The following is an 18896-nucleotide window of genomic DNA, read 5'->3' as shown; positions in this document are numbered from 1 at the left end:
AGTCCGCCGCCCCGCAACATAAGTGCTTAACCGTGGCAGGAAAAGGGCGACCTTCCAAGGCGCCCGCTCCCCCGCCCCACGGTGTTACGCCGAGAGCTTCTCCAGCGCGCTCTCCACCGACAGCTCCTGCTTCTCGCCGGTGGCGCGGCGCTTCAGCTCGACCACGCCGTTCTTCAGGCCGCGCGGCCCGACGACGAGTTGCCACGGCAGGCCGATCAGGTCCATGTCGGCGAACTTCACGCCCGGGCGCTCGTCGCGGTCGTCGTACAGCACGTCCAGCCCGTTGGCGCGGAGCTTGTAGTACAGCTCCTGGCAGACGCGGTCGGTCTCGGCGTCGCCGACCTTCAGGTTGACGAGCCCGACGTTGAAGGGCGCCACGGCGTCCGGCCAGATGATGCCGTTGTCGTCGTGGCTGGCCTCGATGATGGCGCCCATCAGGCGCGACACGCCGATGCCGTAGGAGCCCATCTCCACCGGAACCGGCTCGCCGCCCGGACCGGCGACGACGGCGTTCATCGGCTTCGAGTACTTGGTTCCGAAGTTGAAGATGTGGCCGACCTCGATGCCGCGCGCGGACACCAGATCCGACTCCGCGACCGGGCAGTTGCCCGGCTCGTGCTTCTCGTCGGTCGCCGCGTAGATCGAGGTGTAGGTGTCGAAGAAAGGCTGCAGGTCCTCGTCGAAGCCCGGCGCGTTCTGCAGCACGTCCAGGGTCAGCCAATCCTTGTGGCAGAAGACGCCGCTCTCGCCGGTCTCGGCCAGGATGATGAACTCGTGGCTCAGGTCGCCGCCGATGGGGCCGGTGTCGGCGCGCATCGGGATGGCCTTCAGCCCCATGCGGGCGAAGGTGCGCAGATAGGCCAGGAACATCTTCTGGTACGAGCGCCGGGCGCTGACCGGGTCGATGTCGAAGCTGTAGGCGTCCTTCATCAGGAACTCGCGCCCGCGCATCACCCCGAAACGGGGGCGGATCTCGTCCCGGAACTTCCACTGGATGTGGTAGAGGTTTAGCGGAAGCTGACGGTAGCTCTTCACGAAGGCACGGAAGATGTCGGTGATCATCTCCTCGTTCGTCGGGCCGAACAGCATCTCGCGGTCGTGGCGGTCGGTGATGCGCAGCATCTCCTTGCCGTAATCGTCGTAGCGTCCGCTTTCCTTCCACAGCTCCGCCGACTGGATGGTCGGCATCAGCAGTTCCTGGGCGCCGGCGGCGTCCTGCTCCTCGCGGACGATCTGCTCGATCTTCTTCAGGACCCGGTGGCCCAGCGGCAGCCAGGCGTAGATGCCGGCGCTGGTCTGGCGGATCATCCCGGCCCGCAGCATCAGGCGGTGCGAGACGATCTGCGCCTCGGTCGGGGTCTCCTTGAGGGTCGGCAGGAAGAAGGTGGACAGCCGCATGGCTCTGCTCTCGGTTTCGAGGGGATTCGTCCGGCGGTACGCCGGGCCGCAACAGGGACAGGGACTTTAGGAAGCCACCGCGCGCTTGTCCATCGTCACGGCGTGCATCCGGGGGTGGACCGGCCTATCGGACGGTGCGGCAATAGGCGTAGACCTCCGCCTCGCTCGGTGCGCCGATGGGCTGGCCGTTGAAGAAGAGCCGGTTGGCGTACCAAGTCAGATAGCCAACCTCGACGCCCGGCGCCGCCCCACCCTGCGGCACCGGGAAGCCCATGCGGCGGGCAAAGTCGATGGTCACCGGGATGTCGAACCGCTCCAGCGGCGGCGCAGCCCCCGCCGAGCCCGGCAGGTCGGCGGGAGCCACCGCCTTGCCATTCACGTCAACGCCCGGCGTGTACTCCACCCCCGCCGCAGGACGATGGGCCGTGAGGAACCGGCATGCGGACAGGTCGACCGGCTGCGCCGCCGCCCCAGTGGAAAGCGTCAGAAAAGCGACGAGAAGGGGAACGGAGCGGCGGATCATGACGGACCTCAGCCTTGGGCGGGTGCGGATTGCTTCATGGACTTCCAGTAGGTAGCGAGATAGGGCATGCCCTTCTCGGCCTCCTCCTGGGTGCGGGCCGACTGCCGGATGTACTTGCCGAGGAAGGGCTTGTTCACGAACTCCATGTCGACAGCCGCCTTCAGCACCAGGAATTCGCCGATCCGGTCCGGCAGGTTGTAATGCCATTTCTGAAGGCAGTCCGAGGTCACCCCCGGCTTGGCCTGATCCTGGCCCGACAGGTAGAATTCCTGGTGATGGTATTGGTTGATCTCCTTCCAGGCCTGGAAGATGCGCGCCGGCTTGACGCGAATCAGCCCCTTCAACACCTTGATGTCGTCATGGAACAGCGGCAGGTAGCCGCGACGCTCCGCCTGCTCGTTCAGCATGGTGTAGAGGCCGGCCATGACATCGCCTTCCGCGCCCTGCTCGCCGGTCTTCCTTTCCGGCTTGTCCGCCTTCCGTCCGAACAGCGAGGCGAAAAAGCCCTTCTTCTTGGCCGGCGCCGACCCGCCGCTGTCCGCCCCCACCTTCCGCTCGTCCCACAGCGCGTCCCAGGCGTAATCCCAGGCGGTGAAGACGGCGTTGGAGCGGTCGTCGAGCACGGTCAGCAGATAGTCGCGCCCGTCCCGCGGCCAATCCACATCGCCGACGATGGCCCGCACCGGACGGCGGCTGAGCAGCACCGGGAAGATCCCGACGCGCACCAGTTCGGCGTAGATTTCCTGAAAGGACGGGGTCAGCGCAAAGGGGAGCTTGGCCGCCGGCTGCTCTTCGGGGGTCAGCAGTTCAAGACTTTTGCGAGTGCGGTCGAGAAGTTCGGTGGTCAGAATGGCCGCGAACTGCTCGAATTTCTCATTGTCACCCGCGGTCATCGGCGCCTCGACATCGTTCTCCCCGCTGACGGTCGCAAGCCCGGCTGCGAATGCCGACGCGCTTGAATCGAAAGTCGGAACGGACGCTTGCCCGCTTCCTGCACAGTGGATCAGCTATAGCCGATAAAGGGTTAATTCATTCTGTACCGAAGCACAACGCTCCGTCCACCTACGAACGAACGTCGGCGGGGAGATCGTGAGCCGACCAGGACGAAAAAAGGACCGCGCGGCGATCGCGGCGCGGCCCGAGGTTTAGGGAGGAATCGCCACCAGGCGTCGGAAAAGAGGGAAGAACCCCTCTCGTCACACAAAGTACATTGAACCCGGCACCACCCTATGACAAGACGGAATTTGGACTAAACCAAGTCGTCAGAAAAGAATTCGCAGATTTCGCCCAAGACCTAGGCGGTTGATTACGTCATAGGCGCTGCTGTGCCCGTTTTATGAGCGTCGTATCCTGCGAACCCCTGCTGAACGGCGATCATCCAGGGAGGATCGAGCGCGGCGACCTCGGACCAGACCGGGCAGCGGGGCTGATGTGCGCCCGGCAGATAGCCGAGGCTCATCAGGAATTCGCCGGTGATCTCGCCGCCGGTGAAGCGGAAGGTGCGCTTGAACAGCCGGACCCACTCCGCTTTGCTCAAGGGGTGGTGGGCGCGCAGCCAGCCGTCGAACGACCCGTGCGTCCCGCGCAGGGCCACGATCCGCCGCGCGTTCTCGATGGCGGCGTCGATCTTCAGCCGGTTGCGGATGATCCCGGGATCGGCGAGAAGCCGTTCCCGCTCCGCCTCGCCATAGGCGGCGACGCGGTCGATGTCGAAGCCGTCGAAGGCGGCGTGAAAGGCCTCGCGCTTCTTCAGGATGGTCAGCCAGGACAGGCCCGCCTGATTGATCTCCATAATCAGCCGCTCGAACAGCACCTGGTCGTCGGCGCTGGGAAACCCGTACTCGGTGTCGTGGTAGGGGCCGTGATGCGCGTGGCCGGGCGCCGCGTCGCAATAGGTCAGGCTCACGCGAAGGCTCCATCCGGGAATGGGATCAGTGCGGCTTGGCCATCTCGCGGAAGGAAATCAGGTCCGACTGCACGATGCCGAAGATGACCAGCCACACCACCGCCGCGACCAGCGTCGTGGCGGCGAATTTCAGGAGGATGCGCGGGCGCTCCGGCGCGCTGCTCGCCATGCCCGGCTCGGGCCGGGCGGGGGTGCGCACGCCCCAGGGCAGCACCGCAAACAGCACCACCCACCAGACGACCACATAGACGCTGATGCCCGTCACCCAGCCCATCGCAGCCTCCCTTCGTCTCAGGCCTGCTCAAGCTCGACCAGGGTCCCGCAGAAGTCCTTGGGGTGCAGGAACAGAACCGGCTTGTCGTGTGCGCCGATCTTCGGCTCGCCGTCGCCCAGAACGCGGGCGCCCTGCGCCTTCATCCGGTCGCGGGCGGCCAGGATGTCGTCCACCTCGTAGCAGATGTGGTGGATGCCACCGGACGGGTTCTTCTCCAGGAAGCCGGCGATCGGCGACTTCTCGCCGAAGGGATGGAGCAGCTCGATCTTCGTGTTGGGCAGGGTGACGAAGACGACGGTGACGCCGTGCGGCGGCAGGTCCACCGGCTGGGACACCGCGGCGCCCAGCGTGTCGCGGTAGAGCGCGGTCGCCGCCGTCAGATCCGGTACGACGATGGCGACGTGGTTCAGCTTCCCGATCATGGGTCCTCCCGAAAGGCGTAAAGTCGGAAACGCTTATACACGGACGAGATGCACGTCCGTCACCGGCTTCTTGCCGTGCGTCGCGTTGAAGCAGCGGCGGACGGCGATCCGGGCGGCGGCGCGCACCTGCTCGTCGTCGGAGCGGGCCGATTTCGGCATCTCGGCGACGGCCTCGCGCACCGCGTCCACCACGTCGAGCAGCATGTCGCGGTCCGCCGAGTCGTCCAGCAACCCCATCACCGCAATCTGCGGCGCGGTCACAAGCTCGCCCTTGCCGTTCATCACCAGCGTGACGACGGCGGCGCCGTTGTGGACCATCCGGTGGCGCGCCCGCATCAGCCCGGTGTCGAGCGGGATCAGCCGCTTGCCGTCCAGCGCCATGCGGCCGGAGCGGACCTGTGCCACCACCCGCGGCGGCGCGTCGGGCGTCAGCCGGATCAGGTCGCCGTTACTGGGGACCAGCGCCTCCGGCACCTGACAGGCGCGGGCCAACTTGGCGTGCTCCAACTGGTGGCGCTGCTCGCCGTGGACCGGCATGGCGATGCGCGGGCGCACCCACTGGTACATGCGGACCAGCTCATCCTGCGCCGGGTGGCCGGACACATGGACCGGCGCCTCGTCGGCGGTGACGATGCGGATGCCCTGCCCGACCAGCAAATTCTGCATGCGGCCGATAGCCCGCTCGTTACCCGGAATCTCGCGGGAGGAAAAGATCACCACGTCGCCGCGCTGGAGCGACACCTGCGGATGGTCGTCCGATGCGATGCGGGCGAGCGCGGAGCGCGGCTCCCCCTGGCTGCCGGTGCAGACCAGCACCAGCTTGTCGCGCGGCACGTAGTTGGCGTCATGCTCGGTCAGAAAGGCCGGCACGTCGGCGAGGTAGCCGTTGGAGCGGGCCGCCTCGTTGATTCGCCACATCGACCGCCCGACCAGCGCGACGTGGCGCCCGTGCGCCGCCGCCGCGTGGGCGATGCTCTCGAGCCGCGCGACGTTGGTGGCGAAGCAGCTCACCGCGACGCGCACGTCGGGAAACTGCCCGATCAGCTCGGTCAGAGTCTTGCGCACGCTTCCTTCCGACCCGGAACTGCCGGGTACCAGAGCGTTGGTGCTGTCGCCGACCAGCGCCAGCACGCCCTCGTCGCCGATGGCGCGCAGCCGCTCCTCGTCGGCCGCCTCCCCCACCAGCGGTTCGGGGTCGAGCTTCCAGTCGCCGGTGTGCAGCACGGTGCCGGCGGCGGTGCGGATCGCCAGGGCGTTCGGCTCGGGGATCGAATGGGTAACCGTCACATACTCGACGGAGAAGGGGCCGACTTCGATGGTGCTGCCCAGCGCCACCTCGTGAACCGGCACCACCCCGGCCAGCCCGCGCTCGTGCAGCTTGGCGCGCAGCACGGCGGCGGTGAAGGGCGTGCAGTAGACGGGCACGCGGAGCTGCGGCCACAGATACTGGATCGCCCCCAGGTGATCCTCGTGCGCGTGCGTCACCACGATGCCCACGAGGTCATGCCGGCGCTCCGCGATGAAGGCGGGGTCCGGCATGATGACGTCCAACCCCGGCATCGTGTCGTCCGCGAAGGAGATGCCGAGATCCACCATCAACCACTTGCCGCGATGGCCGTAGAGGTTGAGGTTCATGCCGATCTCGCCCGAACCGCCCAGCGGCAGGAAGTAGAGCGCGTCGTCCTCGGGAGCGAACAGGTCGCCGTCTCCCTCGACCGGGTGGACGGAGGGAGCGGAGTCGGGTTGGGTCATTGGGCCGTGTTGCGCTTGTGGATCAGGAGGAGGCCGCGCAGCGTGAGTTCGCCGTCGGTGTGTTCGATTACATGGGTTGCCTTGGCGAAAAGCACACCCAGCCCTCCGGTCGCGACGACCGTCATCGGCTCGCCGTACTCCGCCCGGATGCGGTTGACCAGCCCTTCGATCAGGCCGACGTAACCCCAGAAGACGCCGGACTGCATGCACTCGACGGTGTTGGTTCCGATGACGTGGCCCGGCTGCTGGATCTCGACGCGGGGCAGCTTGCTCGCCGCCATCTGGAGCGCCTCCAGCGACAGGTTCAGACCGGGAGCGATGACGCCGCCGCGGTAGTTGCCGTCGCGGTCGACCACGTCGAAGGTCGTCGCGGTTCCGAAGTCGATGACGATCAGCGGCGTCTGGTAGGTGGCCGCCGCCGCGACCGTGTTGACCAGCCGGTCGGCGCCGACCTCATCCGGCCGATCCACGAGCGCGCGGGTGCCGAGATCGACCTCCGGCTGGCCGACCACCAACGGCTCGCAGCCGAAATGGTCCTTGCACAGACGCTTCAGGTTGAAGGTGGCGCCGGGCACCACACTGGCGATGATGGCGCTGTCGATGTCCGCCGGACCCATGCCCTTCAGCGCCATCAGGTGGGTCAGCCAGACCATGTATTCGTCGGCGGTGCGCTTCTTGTCGGTCGCCGTGCGCCACAGGCCGCGCTGTTGGTCGCCCTCATAGATCGCGAACACCACGTTGGTGTTTCCGGCGTCGATGGCGAGCAGCATCTCTCAGGTCTCCACCGCGGGTGGGAAAAACACGTCTCCGGCGGCGATGCGCTGGCGCCCCGCCCCGTCATCCCGATCAAGCAACAGAACGCCGTCGCTGTCCAGATCGGCGAAGGTGCCGGTCAATGTGCGGTCCGGCAGACGGACGACGATGGGCTCGCCCAGACCCCGCGCCCGCTTCAGCCAAGCGGCGCGCACCGGGCCGAAGCCATGCTCCGCCCAGACGCCGTACCAGCGCGCCAATTGCTCCGCATAGATTTCCAGCAGCGCCGCGGGCTGCAGCGCCGCGGGAGCGCCCTCCGCCGCCAGCGACGTGGCCGCGTAGTCCGTTCCGTCGGGAAAATGCCGCAGGTTGATGCCGACGCCGAGCACCAGCCAGGACACCCCTCCCCCGGCAGCAGCCTCCGACTCGAGCAGGATGCCGGAGAGCTTGCGGCCATGCACCAGAACGTCGTTCGGCCATTTGCAGCGCACGCCATCGGGATCGGGAAGGACGGCGGCGGCGGTGTCGGCGATGGCGAGCGCCGCCACGAACGAAATCTGCGCCGCCTCGGCCGGCGGGCGCGAGGGACGCAGAATGGTCGAACTGTAAAGATTGCCTTCCGGCGAGGTCCAGGCCCGGCCGCGACGGCCGCGACCGGAGTCCTGCCGCTTCGCCCAGACGATTGTGCCTTCGGCAGCCCCCGAACGCGCGAAGGCCTTCGCCTCGTCGTTCGTGCTGCCGACGGAGTCGAAGGCCATCACCCGGAAGCCCGGAGGCAAGCGCAAGCGCGCCGCCTCCGCTTCATTGCCTGCCGTCATCCGGCGAACAGCGAGGCCGCCGCCGCCGCCGCGTAGTTCAGGATCGGGGCCGGAACCACGAAGAACAGCAGCGTGAACAGGCCGGTGGCGATCAGGATGCCGGTCATCCCGTCGTCACCGATCTTGTCGAACGCCTCCACCGGCTCATCGAAGTACATGATCTTGATGATGCGCAGGTAGTAGTAGGCGCCCACGACGCTGGTCAGAACGCCGATCACCGCCAGCGTGTAGAGCTGCGCCTCGATGGCGGCGAGGAAGACGTAGAGCTTGCTGAAGAAGCCGGCCATCGGCGGGATGCCCGCCATGGAGAACATGAACACCGCCATCGCGCCCGCCAGCAGCGGGTTGGTGCGCGACAGGCCGGCGAGGTCCTTGATCTCCTCGACCATGCGGCCCTGCTGCTTCATGCACAGGATGACAGCGAAGGTGCCGATGTTCATGACGACGTAGACCGCCATGTAGATCAGTACGCCGCGCACGCCCTCCTGGGTGCCGGACGCGAGTCCGACCAGGGCGTAGCCGACGTGTCCGATGGAGCTGTAGGCCATGAGCCGCTTGATGTTGCTCTGGGTGATCGCCGCGAAGGCGCCGAGCGACATCGAGAGGATCGAGCTGACGATGATGATCTGCTGCCACTGGTGGGCCAGATGACCGAACGGCTCGATCAGCAGGCGGGTGAACAGCGCGATGGCGGCGACCTTCGGGGCGGCGGCGAAGAAGGCCGTGACCGGAGTCGGCGCACCCTCGTAGACGTCCGGCGTCCACATGTGGAACGGAACGGCGGAAATCTTGAAGGCCAGGCCAGCGGCGACGAAGACCAGACCGATGATGACGCCCACCGACGGATGCGCGCCACCGGCGAACAGGGCGGCGATCTTGTCGAAGGAGGTCGTGCCGGCGAAGCCGTAGACCATCGAGGCGCCGTACAGCAGCATGCCCGACGAGAGCGAGCCGAGCACGAAGTACTTCAGGCCCGCTTCCGACGACTTGGCGCTGTCGCGGCGGAAGGCCGCGATGACGTAGAGCGCGAGGCTCTGCGTCTCCAGCCCGACATAGAGGGAGATGAGGTCGTTGGCCGACACCATCATCAACATGCCGAGCGTGGCGAAGAGCATCAGCACCGGGAACTCGAACCGGGCCATCTTCTCGCGCTCGTTGAAGCCGAGCGCGAGGAGAACGGACAGCGAGGCGGCGACAAGGATCAACACCTTCATGAACACGCCGAAGGCGTCCATCACGAAGAGGCCGTTGAAGGTGACGACCCGGCCGGTGCCGTAGCCCATGGACAATATGGCGGCCAGCAGCAGCGCCACCATCGTCATGTAGCCGATGGGGCGCGTGAAGCCGTCGCCGCGGAACACGCCGATCAGCAGCAGGGCCATGCCGGCGCAGGCGAGGAAGATTTCCGGCAGGGCCGGCCAGATGTCGGGAAACACAGCGGTCATGTCGGAACCTCTAGCGCGCGGCGACGGAGACGTCGGCCCCGCCCTGAGCGGCGGCCAGCTTGGTCTGGTAGGTCTGGATCAGCTGCCCGACCGACGCCGAAGTGACGTTCAGGAAGCTGTTCGGGTAGACGCCCATCCACAGCACCACGGCGATCAGCGGCAGGAAGATGGCAACCTCGCGGGTGTTCAGGTCGAACATCGCGCGGACGTCCGCCTTGACCAGCTTGCCGTACACGACGCGGCGGAACAGCCACAGCGCGTAGGCCGGGCCCAGGATCAGGCCGGTGGCGGCCAGGAAGGCGACCCAGGTGTTGTCGCGGAAGGCGCCGAGCAGGACCAGGAACTCGCCGACGAAACCGGAGGTGCCCGGCAGGCCGACCGAGGCCATGGTCATGAACAGGAAGACCACCGCGTACTTCGGCATGTTCTTCACCAGACCGCCGTAGCGGGCGATCTCGCGGGTGTGCAACCGATCATAGACCACGCCGACGCAGAGGAAGAGCGCGCCCGAGACGATGCCGTGCGACAGCATCGTGAAGATCGAGCCCTCGATGCCCTGCTGGTTCAGCGCGAACATGCCGATGGTGACGAAGCCCATGTGGGCGACGGACGAGTAGGCGATCAGCTTCTTCATGTCCTCCTGCGCCAGGGCGACGAGGGAGGTGTAGATCACCGCGACGATCGACAGGGCGTAGACCATAGGGGCGAAATACTCGGTCGCCTCGGGCAGCATCGGGATGTTGAAGCGCAGGAAGCCGTAGCCGCCCATCTTCAGCAGCACGCCGGCCAGGATGACCGACCCGGCGGTCGGCGCCTCGACGTGGGCGTCGGGGAGCCAGGTGTGCACCGGCCACATCGGCACCTTCACCGCGAAGGACGCGAAGAAGGCCAGCCACAGCCAGAGCTGCATGTTGCGCGGGAAGTGGGTCGCCGTGATCGTCGGGATGTCCGTCGTGCCGGCCGCGAAGTACATGGCCAGGATGGCCAGCAGCATCAGGACCGAGCCGAGCAGCGTGTAGAGGAAGAACTTGAACGCCGCGTAGACGCGCCGCGCGCCGCCCCAGACACCGATGATCAGGAACATCGGGATCAGCACGCCCTCGAAGAACATGTAGAAGAGGACGAAATCCAGCGCGCAGAACATCCCCACCATGAGGGTTTCCAGCACGAGGAAGGCGATCATGTATTCCTTCACCCGGGTCTGCACCGCCTCCCAGGAGGAGAGGATGCAGAGCGGCATCAGGAAGGTCGAGAGGATGACGAACAGCATCGAAATGCCGTCCACACCCATGTGGTAGGAGATCCCGAACTCGGGAATCCACGCCGCCTTCTCCACGAGCTGATAGCCCGGGTTGCGCGGGTCGAAGTTGAACCAGATGAACAGCGACAGGACGAAGGTGATGACCGTCGTCCAGAGCGCGACGTAACGGACGTTCCGAACCACATCCGGCGTGTTGCCCCTGCAGAAGAGCAGGATGAGCGCCACACCGGCCAGCGGCAGGAAGGTCGTGAACGACAGGAGCGGCCAGCTAGCCATTGTTCTTGTTCCCCTTCAAACCGCTCAACCGAACACCGAGAGCCAGGCGACCAGCAGCACCACACCGATCACCATCGCGAAGGCGTAGTGATAGACGTAGCCGGACTGGAGGCGGCTGGCGCGCGCCGCGACGTCGCGGGTGGCGGCGGCGATACCATCCGGACCGACACCGTCGATCACGGCGCCGTCGCCGGATTTCCACAGGCCGTAGCCCAGATACTTGGCCGTGCGCACGAACAGGCGGTCGTACAGCTCGTCGAAGTACCACTTGTTGTACAGGAACTGATGCACGCCACGGAACGTGGTGGCGACCTTCTCCGGCAGGCCCGGCATCGCCATGTACATGATGTAGGCGAGCGCGATGCCGATCAGGCCGACGACCAGCGGAGCCAGCTTGACCCAGCCCGGGGTGTGGTGGTGGGCCGCCTCGATGCTGTTGTTGTCCGCCAGCACCAGGATGGTCTTACCCCAGAAATGCTCCATGCTGTGGCCGATGAACAGCTCGTGGAAGCCGAAGCCGGCGAACAGCGCGCCCACCGCCAGCACGCCCAGCGGGATCAGCATGACGATCGGCGATTCATGGGCGTGGTCGAAGACCGACTTCTCCATCCGCGGCTTGCCGTGGAAGGTCATGAACAGCAGACGCCAGGAGTAGAAGGCGGTCAGCAGGGCCGCGGCGATGCCGAGCGCGAAGGCGAACTTGCCGACCGGGCTGGCCGAGGCGAAGGCCGCCTCCAGGATCATGTCCTTGGAGTAGTAGCCGGCGAAGAAGGGCAGACCGGCCAGCGCGAGGTTGCCGATCCACATCACCGCGTAGGTGAAGGGGATCTTCCGCCAGACGCCGCCCATGTTGCGCATGTCCTGCTCATGGTGCAGGGCGTGGATCACCGAGCCGGCGCCGAGGAACAGCAGGGCCTTGAAGAAGGCGTGCGTGAACAGGTGGAACATCGCGGCGCCGTAGGCGGAGACGCCCGCGGCGAAGAACATGTAGCCGAGCTGGCTCATGGTCGAATAGGCGATGACGCGCTTGATGTCGAACTGGGTGAACCCGATGGTCGCCGCGACGAAGGCCGTCAGGGCGCCGACCACGGCCACGATCTCCAGCGCCGTTGGGGCGTATTCGAAGACCGGGGACAGGCGGCAGACCATGAACACGCCGGCGGTCACCATGGTGGCCGCGTGGATGAGCGCCGACACCGGGGTCGGGCCCTCCATGGCGTCCGGCAGCCAGGTGTGCAGGCCGAGCTGGGCCGACTTGCCCATGGCGCCGATGAACAGCAGCAGGCAGGTGATGGTCAGCGCGTCGAAGTTCCAGCTGAGGAAATGCAGCGTCTGGCCGGCCAGCTCCGGCGCCTTGGCGAAGATCGCGTCGAACTGGACGGAGCCCGTCAGCACGAAGATCGCGAAGATGCCGAGCACGAAGCCGAAGTCGCCGACGCGGTTGACCAGGAAGGCCTTGATCGCCGCGTTGTTGGCCGAGGGCTTCTCGTACCAGAAATTGATGAGCAGGTAGGAGGCGAGACCCACGCCTTCCCAGCCGAAGAAGAGCTGCACGAGGTTGTCGGCCGTCACCAGCATGAGCATGGCGAAGGTGAACAGCGACAGATAGCCCATGAAGCGCGGCTTCTGCGGGTCCTCGGCCATGTAGCCGATGGAGTAGAGGTGGACCATCGACGACACGGTGTTGACCACCACCAGCATGACCGCGGTGAGCTGGTCGACGCGCAGCGCCCACGACACGTCCAGGCTACCGCTGCGCATCCAGCTCATCAGCTCGATCGTGCGGGGATGCCCGCCGACGGCGACGTCGAAGAACAGCACCCAGGACAGGATCGCGGAGAGCAGGACGGCACCGGTGGTGACGAACTGCGCGGCGCGGTCGCCCACGGTGGGCGGCCCGGCGACGACATGATGGTCGTCGTGGCCGTCATCGTGATGCTCGTCGTGAGCGTGCGTGTCGTGCGCATGGGCATCATGCGCATGGGCGTCGTGGCCATGACCGTGGTCATGCCCATGATGATCGTGGCCGCCGGCGTGCGCCGGCTCCGCCTTCGGCCCGCCGAACAGGGCGATGGAACCCGCGACGAGGAACGCCAGGAGCGGGAGGAATACGACAAGGACTTCCATGGCGCTGCCTTAGCCCCTCATCAGATTGATGTCTTCGACCCGGATGGATCCGCGGTTGCGGAAGTACACCACCAGGATGGCGAGACCGATGGCCGCCTCGGCGGCGGCGACGGTCAGGATGATCATGGAGAAGACCTGCCCGACCAGATCGTTCAGGAAGACCGAGAACGACACCAGATTCAGGTTCACGGCGAGCAGCATCATCTCGATCGACATCAGGATGATGATGACGTTCTTCCGGTTGAGGAAGATGCCGAGGACGCCGAGCGTGAAGATGATGGCCGAGACCGTCAGATAATGCCCGAGACCGATTTCCATGATCACACGCCCTCCCCGGTCGGCACCTTGCGGATGGCGACCACGTCCTCGCGCCGACGGGCGAGCTGGGAGCCGATGTTCTGCTTCCGGACACCCTCACGCTGACGCAGGGTCAGGACGATGGCGCCGATCATGGCGATCAGCAGCACGATGCCCGACGCCTGGAACAGATAGACGTAGTGGGTGTAGATCAGCTGGCCGAGCTGCTCGGTGTTGGTCGCTCCAGCCATCGCCGCGACCGGAGCCGATGCGGCCTTCTCCGCCGCCGGCGCGATGATCCAGCCGCCGAGCACGGCGGCCAGTTCGGCCAGCAGGATGAGACCGATCAGCCCGCCGATCGGCAGGTACTGGAGCGCGCCCGCCCGCAGCTCGCGGAAGTTGATGTCGAGCATCATCACCACGAACAGGAACAGGACCGCGACCGCGCCCACATAGACGATCACCAGGATCATCGCGATGAACTCGGCCCCGAGCAGCACGCACAGGCCGGCGGCCTGGAAAAAGGCCAGGACCAGATAAAGGACCGAATGAACCGGATTCCGCGCCGAGATGACCATCACACCGGAGGCCACCAGCAGCGCGGCAAAGACGTAGAAGGCGATGCCTTGAACAATCATCGTTATCCCCGTTTCCGCTTACCGCACTGCAACGACTTACCGGTACGGCGCCTCAGCCGCGAGGTTCTGGGCGATTTCCGCTTCCCAGCGGTCGCCGTTCGCCAGCAGCTTCTGCTTGTTGTAGAAAAGCTCTTCACGGTTCTCGGTGGAGAACTCGAAGTTCGGGCCCATCACGATGGCGTCCACCGGGCAAGCCTCCTGGCAATAGCCGCAGTAGATACACTTCGTCATGTCGATGTCGTAGCGCGTGGTGCGGCGGCTGCCGTCCTCACGCGGTTCGGCCTCGATGGTGATGGCCAGGGCCGGACACACCGCCTCGCACAGCTTGCAGGCGATGCAGCGCTCCTCGCCGCCGGGATACCGGCGCAGGACGTGCTCGCCGCGGAAGCGGGGGCTGATGGGGCCCTTTTCGAACGGGTAGTTCAGGGTCACCTTGGGCTTGAACATGTAGCGCAGGGTGAGCCCGAGGCCGCCCAACAGTTCGGTCAGGAACAGGCTGCGCGCCGCACGATCGAGGAACGCCATGGCCTCTTCGTCTCCTTCCTAGCGGGCGCCCCGTTCCAGGTAGCGCCCGCGCTTTCTCTTTGAAACTCGATCCGATGGTCCGTTCAGGCGCCGGTCACTTCGGCAGCCAGCCGAACGTCACCAGCACGCCGGCCGTGAGCACGACCCACAGCAGCGAGAACGGCAGGAATACCTTCCACCCCAGACGCATCAGCTGGTCGTAGCGGTAGCGCGGCATGGTCGCGCGGACCCACACATAGACGAACAGGCAGAAGGCGATCTTCAGGGCGAACCAGATCGGGCCGGGGATCCAGGTGAAGGGCGCGAACGGCAGCGGCGGCAGCCAGCCTCCCAGGAACAGGATGCTGGTCATCGCGCTCATCAGGATCATGTTGGCGTATTCGCCAAGGAAGAAGAGCGCGAAGGGGGCCGAGCTATATTCCACCATGAAGCCGGCTACCAGTTCCGACTCGCCTTCCGGCAGGTCGAAGGGGGACCGGTTGGTTTCCGCCAGCGCCGAGATGAAGAAGATGACGAACATCGGCAGCAGCGGGATGGCGAACCAGATCGTCTCCTGTGCCTCGACGATCTTCGTCAGGTTCAGCGAGCCGACGCAGAGCAGGACGGAGATGATGACGAGGCCCATCGAGACCTCGTAGGACACCATCTGCGCCGCCGAGCGCAGCGCGCCGAGGAAGGCGTAGCGCGAGTTCGATGCCCAGCCGGCCATCACGATGCCGTACACGCCCAGCGACGAGATCGCGAACAGGTACAGGATACCGACGTTGATGTCGGCCAGCACCATGCCGTAGTCGAAGGGAATGACCGCCCAGGCGACCAGCGCCAGGAAGAAGGTCAGCATCGGCGCCAGATAGAACACGAAGCGGTTCGCGCCGACCGGCAGGATCTGCTCCTTCGCGAACAGCTTCAGGCCGTCCGCAAAAGGCTGCAGAAGCCCGAACGGGCCGACGATGTTCGGACCCTGGCGGAGCTGCATGGCGCCCATGATCTTACGCTCGGCGTAGGTCATGAAGGCCACGGCGACCAGGAGCGGCACGACGATCGCCAGGATCTTGAGGACGATGATGATCAGCGGCAGCAGGAAGCCGCTCCAGAACTCAGCCATGGGTACCGGTCCTCTCCTGAGCGCTCTCGGCGGGCTTCACGAACGTCTCGGCGCAACGAGCCATGGTCACCGAGGCGCGGCTGATCGGGTCGGTCATGTAGTAGTTCGCGACCGGCGACTGGAGCGGGGCCGCGTCGAGCGCGCCCTCCGCGCCGAACGGCGCCCAGGCGGCCGGCGTGACGGTGCCGACCGCCGCGAAGACCGGGTTGACCTCGGCCAGACGGCGACGGATCTGCGTCAGGCTGTCGTAGGGCAGCTTGTGGCCGAGCTGTTCCGACAGCGCGCGCAGGATCTTCCAGTCCTCCCGCGCCTCGCCGGGCGGGAATGTGGCGAGTCGCGCCTGCTGCGGACGACCCTCGGTGTTGACGTAGAGGGCGTTCTTCTCGGTGTAGGCGGCACCCGGCAGGATGACGTCGGCGCGGTGGGCGCCCTTGTCGCCGTGGTGGCCCTGGTAGACCACGAAGGCGTTGCCGAGCGCGGCGGTGTCGATCTCGTCGGCGCCCAGCAGGTACACCACGTCGATCTCGCCCTTCCCTGCCCCCTCGACGATGCCGGCGGTGCCTCGACCGCCCTCGCCCGGCAGGAAGCCGATGTCGAGGCCGCCGACGCGGGACGCCGCCGTGTGCAGCACGTTGAAGCCGTTCCAGCCGTCCTGAACCACGTTGAAGGTCTCGGCCAGCTTGCGCACCGCGGCCTGGACGGCGGCGCCGTCCTTGCGGCGGAAGGCGCCGGCACCGAGGATGACCATCGGGTTCTTGGCGCCGCGCAGCACGTCGGCGAAGGCGTGCGTACCGTCGACGAGCTGCTGCAGGGCGTCGGTGCCCGTGCCGAGATGGCTGTACGGGTAGGTCAGCTCGCGGGCCTCGCCGATCACCGCGACCTTCAGGCCACCCATCAGGTAGCGCTTGCGGATGCGGGCGTTGACGATGGTGGCTTCCCAACGCGGGTTGGTGCCGACCAGCAGGATGACGTCCGCCCGCTCGATCCCGGCGATGCCGCTGTTGAACAGGTAGCCCGCGCGGGACGACGTGTCGAACAGGGCGCCGTCCTGGCGGCAGTCGATGTTGGCCGAGCCGAGGCCCGCCATCAGCTCCTTGAGCGCCAGCATCGACTCGGTGTCGGCCAGATCGCCGGCGATCGCGGCGATGCGGTTGCCCGGGACGCCCTTGACCTTGGCGGCGATGGCCTGGAAGGCCTCGGCCCAGGTCGCCGGCTGGAGCTTGCCGTCCTTGCGGACGTAGGGGCGGTCGAGACGCTGGCGCTTCAGCCCGTCATAGGCGAAGCGGGTCTTGTCGGCGATCCACTCCTCGTTGACGTCCTCGTTGACGCGCGGCAGGACGCGCATCACCTCGGGGCCGCGGGTGTCGACGCGGATGTTCGAGCCGACCGCGTCCAGCACGTCAACCGTCTCGGTCTTGCGCAACTCCCACGGACGGGCCGTGAAGGCGTAGGGCTTGGACAGCAGAGCGCCCACCGGACAGACGTCGGCGAGGTTGCCCGACAGCTCCGACCCAATGGCCTTCTCGACGAAGGTGGTGATCTCCATGTGCTCGCCGCGGTTCACCGCGCCGAGGTCGGGAACGCCGGCGATCTCGTTCACGAAGCGGATGCAGCGCGTGCAGTGGATGCAGCGCGTCATCTCGGTCCGGATCAGCGGCCCCATGTACTTGTCCTGGACGGCGCGCTTGTTCTCGCCGTAGCGGCCACGGTCGAAACCGTAGGCCATCGCCTGGTCCTGGAGATCGCACTCGCCGCCCTGATCGCAGATCGGACAGTCCAGCGGGTGGTTGATCAGCAGGAATTCCATGACGCCCTTGCGGGCCTTGTGCACGAGCTCGGTGTTGGTCTTGACGACCATCCCGTCGCCGCAGGGCATGGCGCAGGCGGCCACCGGCTTCGGCGCGCGCTCCATCTCCACGAGGCACATGCGGCAGTTCGCCGGCACGCTCAGACGCTCGTGGTAGCAGAAGCGCGGGATCTCGATGCCCAGCTGTTCGCAGGCCTGCAGGATCGAGGTGCCCGGCTCGACTTCGATCTCGATCCCGTCGATGGTGAGTTTCGGCATTGGAAACCGGGCTCCTTACTCGGCCGCCAAGGACTTGGCGGCGTTGCGGTAGTCGAGGATGCGGCGCTCGACCTCCGGCCGGAAATGCCGGAACAGGCCCTGGATCGGCCAGGCCGCGGCATCGCCGAGCGCGCAGATGGTGTGCCCCTCGATCTGCTTGGTGACCTCCAGCAGCATGTCGATTTCCTCGACGCGCGCGTTGCCGGTCACCATGCGCTGCATGATGCGGTTCATCCAACCGGTGCCCTCGCGGCACGGCGTGCACTGGCCGCAGCTCTCATGGGCGTAGAATTGGGACAGGCGGGCGATGGCTTTCACCACGTCGGTGGACTTGTCCATCACGATCACCGCCGCGGTGCCCAGGCCCGAGCGCACATCGCGCAGGCTGTCGAAGTCCATCAGCACCGTGTCGCAGATCGACTTCGGCAGCAGCGGCACCGACGAACCGCCGGGGATGATCGCCAGCAGGTTATCCCACCCGCCGCGCACGCCGCCGGCGTGCTTCTCGATCAGCTCCTTCAGCGGGATGCCCATCTCCTCTTCCACGTTGCACGGCTTGTTGACGTGCCCGGAGATGCAGAAGAGCTTGGTGCCGGTGTTCTTCGGACGGCCGAGACCGGCGAACCACGCGGCGCCGCGGCGCAGGATGGTCGGAACCACCGCGATGGATTCGACGTTGTTCACCGTGGTCGGGCAGGAATAGAGACCGGCCTGGGCGGGGAACGGCGGCTTGTTGCGCGGCTGGCCCTTCTTGCCCTCGATGGACTCGATGAGCGCCGTCTCCTCGCCGCAGATGTACGCACCCGCGCCGCGGTGGATGTAGATGTCGTAGTCGTAGCCGGTGCCGCAGGCGTTCTTGCCGATCAGCCCCGCCTCGTACGCCTCGTCGATGGCGCGCTGGACGTTGGAGCCCTCGTTGTAGAACTCGCCGCGGATATAGATGTAGCAGGCCGACGCGCCGATGGCGAAACCGGCGATCAGGCAGCCCTCGATCAGCTTGTGCGGATCGTGGCGCAGGATGTCGCGGTCCTTGCAGGTGCCGGGCTCGCCCTCGTCGGCGTTGATGACGAGGTAGACCGGCTTGTCCGTGACGTTCTTCGGCATGAAGGACCACTTCATGCCCGTCGAGAAACCGGCGCCGCCGCGCCCGCGCAGGCCGGACTCCTTGACCTGCTCGATGATCCATTCCTTGCCCTGGGCGATCAGGGCCTTGGTGTTGTCCCAGTCACCACGCTTCCGGGCGGCGTCCAGGCCGAAGCTCTGGTAGCCGTACAGGTTGGTGAAAATGCGGTCCTCGTCGCGAAGCATCGC

At 66.3% G+C, this 18896-nt stretch carries 18 protein-coding genes; all 18 read right to left on the bottom strand.

Annotated elements, in window-relative coordinates; translation table 11 throughout:
- Positions 1-84 precede the first annotated feature (84 nt).
- On the bottom strand, positions 85-1398 hold the full coding sequence (gene proS, locus ACWPXE_RS12875; protein WP_454018176.1) for a proline--tRNA ligase: 1314 nt from the start codon (positions 1396-1398) through the stop codon (positions 85-87).
- A 124-nt stretch (positions 1399-1522) separates the two neighbouring features.
- The gene (locus ACWPXE_RS12870) at positions 1523-1921 is read right to left on the bottom strand and encodes a hypothetical protein (RefSeq protein WP_454018175.1); all 399 of its coding nucleotides are present in this window, start codon (positions 1919-1921) and stop codon (positions 1523-1525) included.
- An 8-nt stretch (positions 1922-1929) separates the two neighbouring features.
- Entirely contained in the window at positions 1930-2814 is an 885-nt protein-coding gene (locus ACWPXE_RS12865; protein ID WP_454018174.1) for a hypothetical protein, read from the bottom strand.
- 413 nt (positions 2815-3227) lie between these two features.
- A complete protein-coding gene (locus ACWPXE_RS12860) occupies positions 3228-3827 on the bottom strand; it encodes a DNA-3-methyladenine glycosylase I (RefSeq protein ID WP_454018173.1) in 600 nt (199 codons plus the stop codon).
- A 25-nt stretch (positions 3828-3852) separates the two neighbouring features.
- Positions 3853-4101 (bottom strand): DUF1467 family protein, encoded by a 249-nt coding sequence (locus tag ACWPXE_RS12855; protein WP_454018172.1) that lies wholly within the window; start codon positions 4099-4101, stop codon positions 3853-3855.
- Between the two features lie 17 nt (positions 4102-4118).
- Positions 4119-4523: a methylmalonyl-CoA epimerase gene (mce, locus tag ACWPXE_RS12850; RefSeq protein WP_094306013.1), complete on the bottom strand. Its 405-nt coding sequence runs from the start codon at positions 4521-4523 to the stop codon at positions 4119-4121.
- 33 nt (positions 4524-4556) lie between these two features.
- Positions 4557-6275, bottom strand: a complete 1719-nt coding sequence (locus ACWPXE_RS12845; protein WP_454018171.1) for a ribonuclease J — start codon at positions 6273-6275, stop codon at positions 4557-4559.
- On the bottom strand, positions 6272-7045 hold the full coding sequence (locus ACWPXE_RS12840; RefSeq protein ID WP_454018170.1) for a type III pantothenate kinase: 774 nt from the start codon (positions 7043-7045) through the stop codon (positions 6272-6274). Before ACWPXE_RS12840 ends, ACWPXE_RS12845 begins: the two co-directional genes overlap by 4 nt.
- A gap of 3 nt (positions 7046-7048) precedes the next feature.
- Entirely contained in the window at positions 7049-7846 is a 798-nt protein-coding gene (locus tag ACWPXE_RS12835; protein WP_454018169.1) for a biotin--[acetyl-CoA-carboxylase] ligase, read from the bottom strand.
- Positions 7843-9291, bottom strand: coding sequence for an NADH-quinone oxidoreductase subunit NuoN (gene nuoN, locus ACWPXE_RS12830; protein ID WP_454018168.1), 1449 nt, complete (start codon positions 9289-9291; stop codon positions 7843-7845). Before nuoN ends, ACWPXE_RS12835 begins: the two co-directional genes overlap by 4 nt.
- Before the next feature lie 10 nt (positions 9292-9301).
- Complete coding sequence (locus ACWPXE_RS12825) at positions 9302-10828, bottom strand: NADH-quinone oxidoreductase subunit M (protein ID WP_353859098.1); 1527 nt, start codon at positions 10826-10828, stop codon at positions 9302-9304.
- A 24-nt stretch (positions 10829-10852) separates the two neighbouring features.
- On the bottom strand, positions 10853-12955 hold the full coding sequence (nuoL, locus tag ACWPXE_RS12820; RefSeq protein WP_454018167.1) for an NADH-quinone oxidoreductase subunit L: 2103 nt from the start codon (positions 12953-12955) through the stop codon (positions 10853-10855).
- Positions 12956-12964: 9 nt separating this feature from the next.
- Positions 12965-13273 (bottom strand): NADH-quinone oxidoreductase subunit NuoK, encoded by a 309-nt coding sequence (nuoK, locus tag ACWPXE_RS12815; RefSeq protein WP_014240130.1) that lies wholly within the window; start codon positions 13271-13273, stop codon positions 12965-12967.
- Between the two features lie 2 nt (positions 13274-13275).
- Positions 13276-13890 (bottom strand): NADH-quinone oxidoreductase subunit J, encoded by a 615-nt coding sequence (locus ACWPXE_RS12810; RefSeq protein WP_035673018.1) that lies wholly within the window; start codon positions 13888-13890, stop codon positions 13276-13278.
- Positions 13891-13926: 36 nt separating this feature from the next.
- The gene (gene nuoI, locus ACWPXE_RS12805) at positions 13927-14415 is read right to left on the bottom strand and encodes an NADH-quinone oxidoreductase subunit NuoI (RefSeq protein WP_014240128.1); all 489 of its coding nucleotides are present in this window, start codon (positions 14413-14415) and stop codon (positions 13927-13929) included.
- A 94-nt stretch (positions 14416-14509) separates the two neighbouring features.
- Entirely contained in the window at positions 14510-15520 is a 1011-nt protein-coding gene (nuoH, locus tag ACWPXE_RS12800; protein ID WP_014240127.1) for an NADH-quinone oxidoreductase subunit NuoH, read from the bottom strand.
- The gene (nuoG, locus tag ACWPXE_RS12795) at positions 15513-17585 is read right to left on the bottom strand and encodes an NADH-quinone oxidoreductase subunit NuoG (protein ID WP_454018166.1); all 2073 of its coding nucleotides are present in this window, start codon (positions 17583-17585) and stop codon (positions 15513-15515) included. Before nuoG ends, nuoH begins: the two co-directional genes overlap by 8 nt.
- 15 nt (positions 17586-17600) lie before the next feature.
- Positions 17601-18893 (bottom strand): NADH-quinone oxidoreductase subunit NuoF, encoded by a 1293-nt coding sequence (gene nuoF, locus ACWPXE_RS12790; RefSeq protein ID WP_014240125.1) that lies wholly within the window; start codon positions 18891-18893, stop codon positions 17601-17603.
- Positions 18894-18896: the final 3 nt, after the last annotated feature.

The sequence above is a fragment of the Azospirillum sp. Marseille-Q6669 genome (assembly GCF_965111635.1).
Note: the sequence above shows the minus strand (reverse complement) of the source record. Positions and strands in the feature narration are given on the sequence as shown.

Coding starts and splice junctions, on each gene's coding strand:
- proS (WP_454018176.1), bottom strand. CDS start 1,398: ATGCGGCTGTCCACCTTCTTCCTGCCGACCCTCAAGGAGACCCCGACC.
- ACWPXE_RS12870 (WP_454018175.1), bottom strand. CDS start 1,921: ATGATCCGCCGCTCCGTTCCCCTTCTCGTCGCTTTTCTGACGCTTTCC.
- ACWPXE_RS12865 (WP_454018174.1), bottom strand. CDS start 2,814: ATGACCGCGGGTGACAATGAGAAATTCGAGCAGTTCGCGGCCATTCTG.
- ACWPXE_RS12855 (WP_454018172.1), bottom strand. CDS start 4,101: ATGGGCTGGGTGACGGGCATCAGCGTCTATGTGGTCGTCTGGTGGGTG.
- mce (WP_094306013.1), bottom strand. CDS start 4,523: ATGATCGGGAAGCTGAACCACGTCGCCATCGTCGTACCGGATCTGACG.
- ACWPXE_RS12845 (WP_454018171.1), bottom strand. CDS start 6,275: ATGACCCAACCCGACTCCGCTCCCTCCGTCCACCCGGTCGAGGGAGAC.
- ACWPXE_RS12840 (WP_454018170.1), bottom strand. CDS start 7,045: ATGCTGCTCGCCATCGACGCCGGAAACACCAACGTGGTGTTCGCGATC.
- ACWPXE_RS12835 (WP_454018169.1), bottom strand. CDS start 7,846: ATGACGGCAGGCAATGAAGCGGAGGCGGCGCGCTTGCGCTTGCCTCCG.
- nuoN (WP_454018168.1), bottom strand. CDS start 9,291: ATGACCGCTGTGTTTCCCGACATCTGGCCGGCCCTGCCGGAAATCTTC.
- ACWPXE_RS12825 (WP_353859098.1), bottom strand. CDS start 10,828: ATGGCTAGCTGGCCGCTCCTGTCGTTCACGACCTTCCTGCCGCTGGCC.
- nuoL (WP_454018167.1), bottom strand. CDS start 12,955: ATGGAAGTCCTTGTCGTATTCCTCCCGCTCCTGGCGTTCCTCGTCGCG.
- nuoK (WP_014240130.1), bottom strand. CDS start 13,273: ATGGAAATCGGTCTCGGGCATTATCTGACGGTCTCGGCCATCATCTTC.
- ACWPXE_RS12810 (WP_035673018.1), bottom strand. CDS start 13,890: ATGATTGTTCAAGGCATCGCCTTCTACGTCTTTGCCGCGCTGCTGGTG.
- nuoI (WP_014240128.1), bottom strand. CDS start 14,415: ATGGCGTTCCTCGATCGTGCGGCGCGCAGCCTGTTCCTGACCGAACTG.
- nuoH (WP_014240127.1), bottom strand. CDS start 15,520: ATGGCTGAGTTCTGGAGCGGCTTCCTGCTGCCGCTGATCATCATCGTC.
- nuoG (WP_454018166.1), bottom strand. CDS start 17,585: ATGCCGAAACTCACCATCGACGGGATCGAGATCGAAGTCGAGCCGGGC.
- nuoF (WP_014240125.1), bottom strand. CDS start 18,893: ATGCTTCGCGACGAGGACCGCATTTTCACCAACCTGTACGGCTACCAG.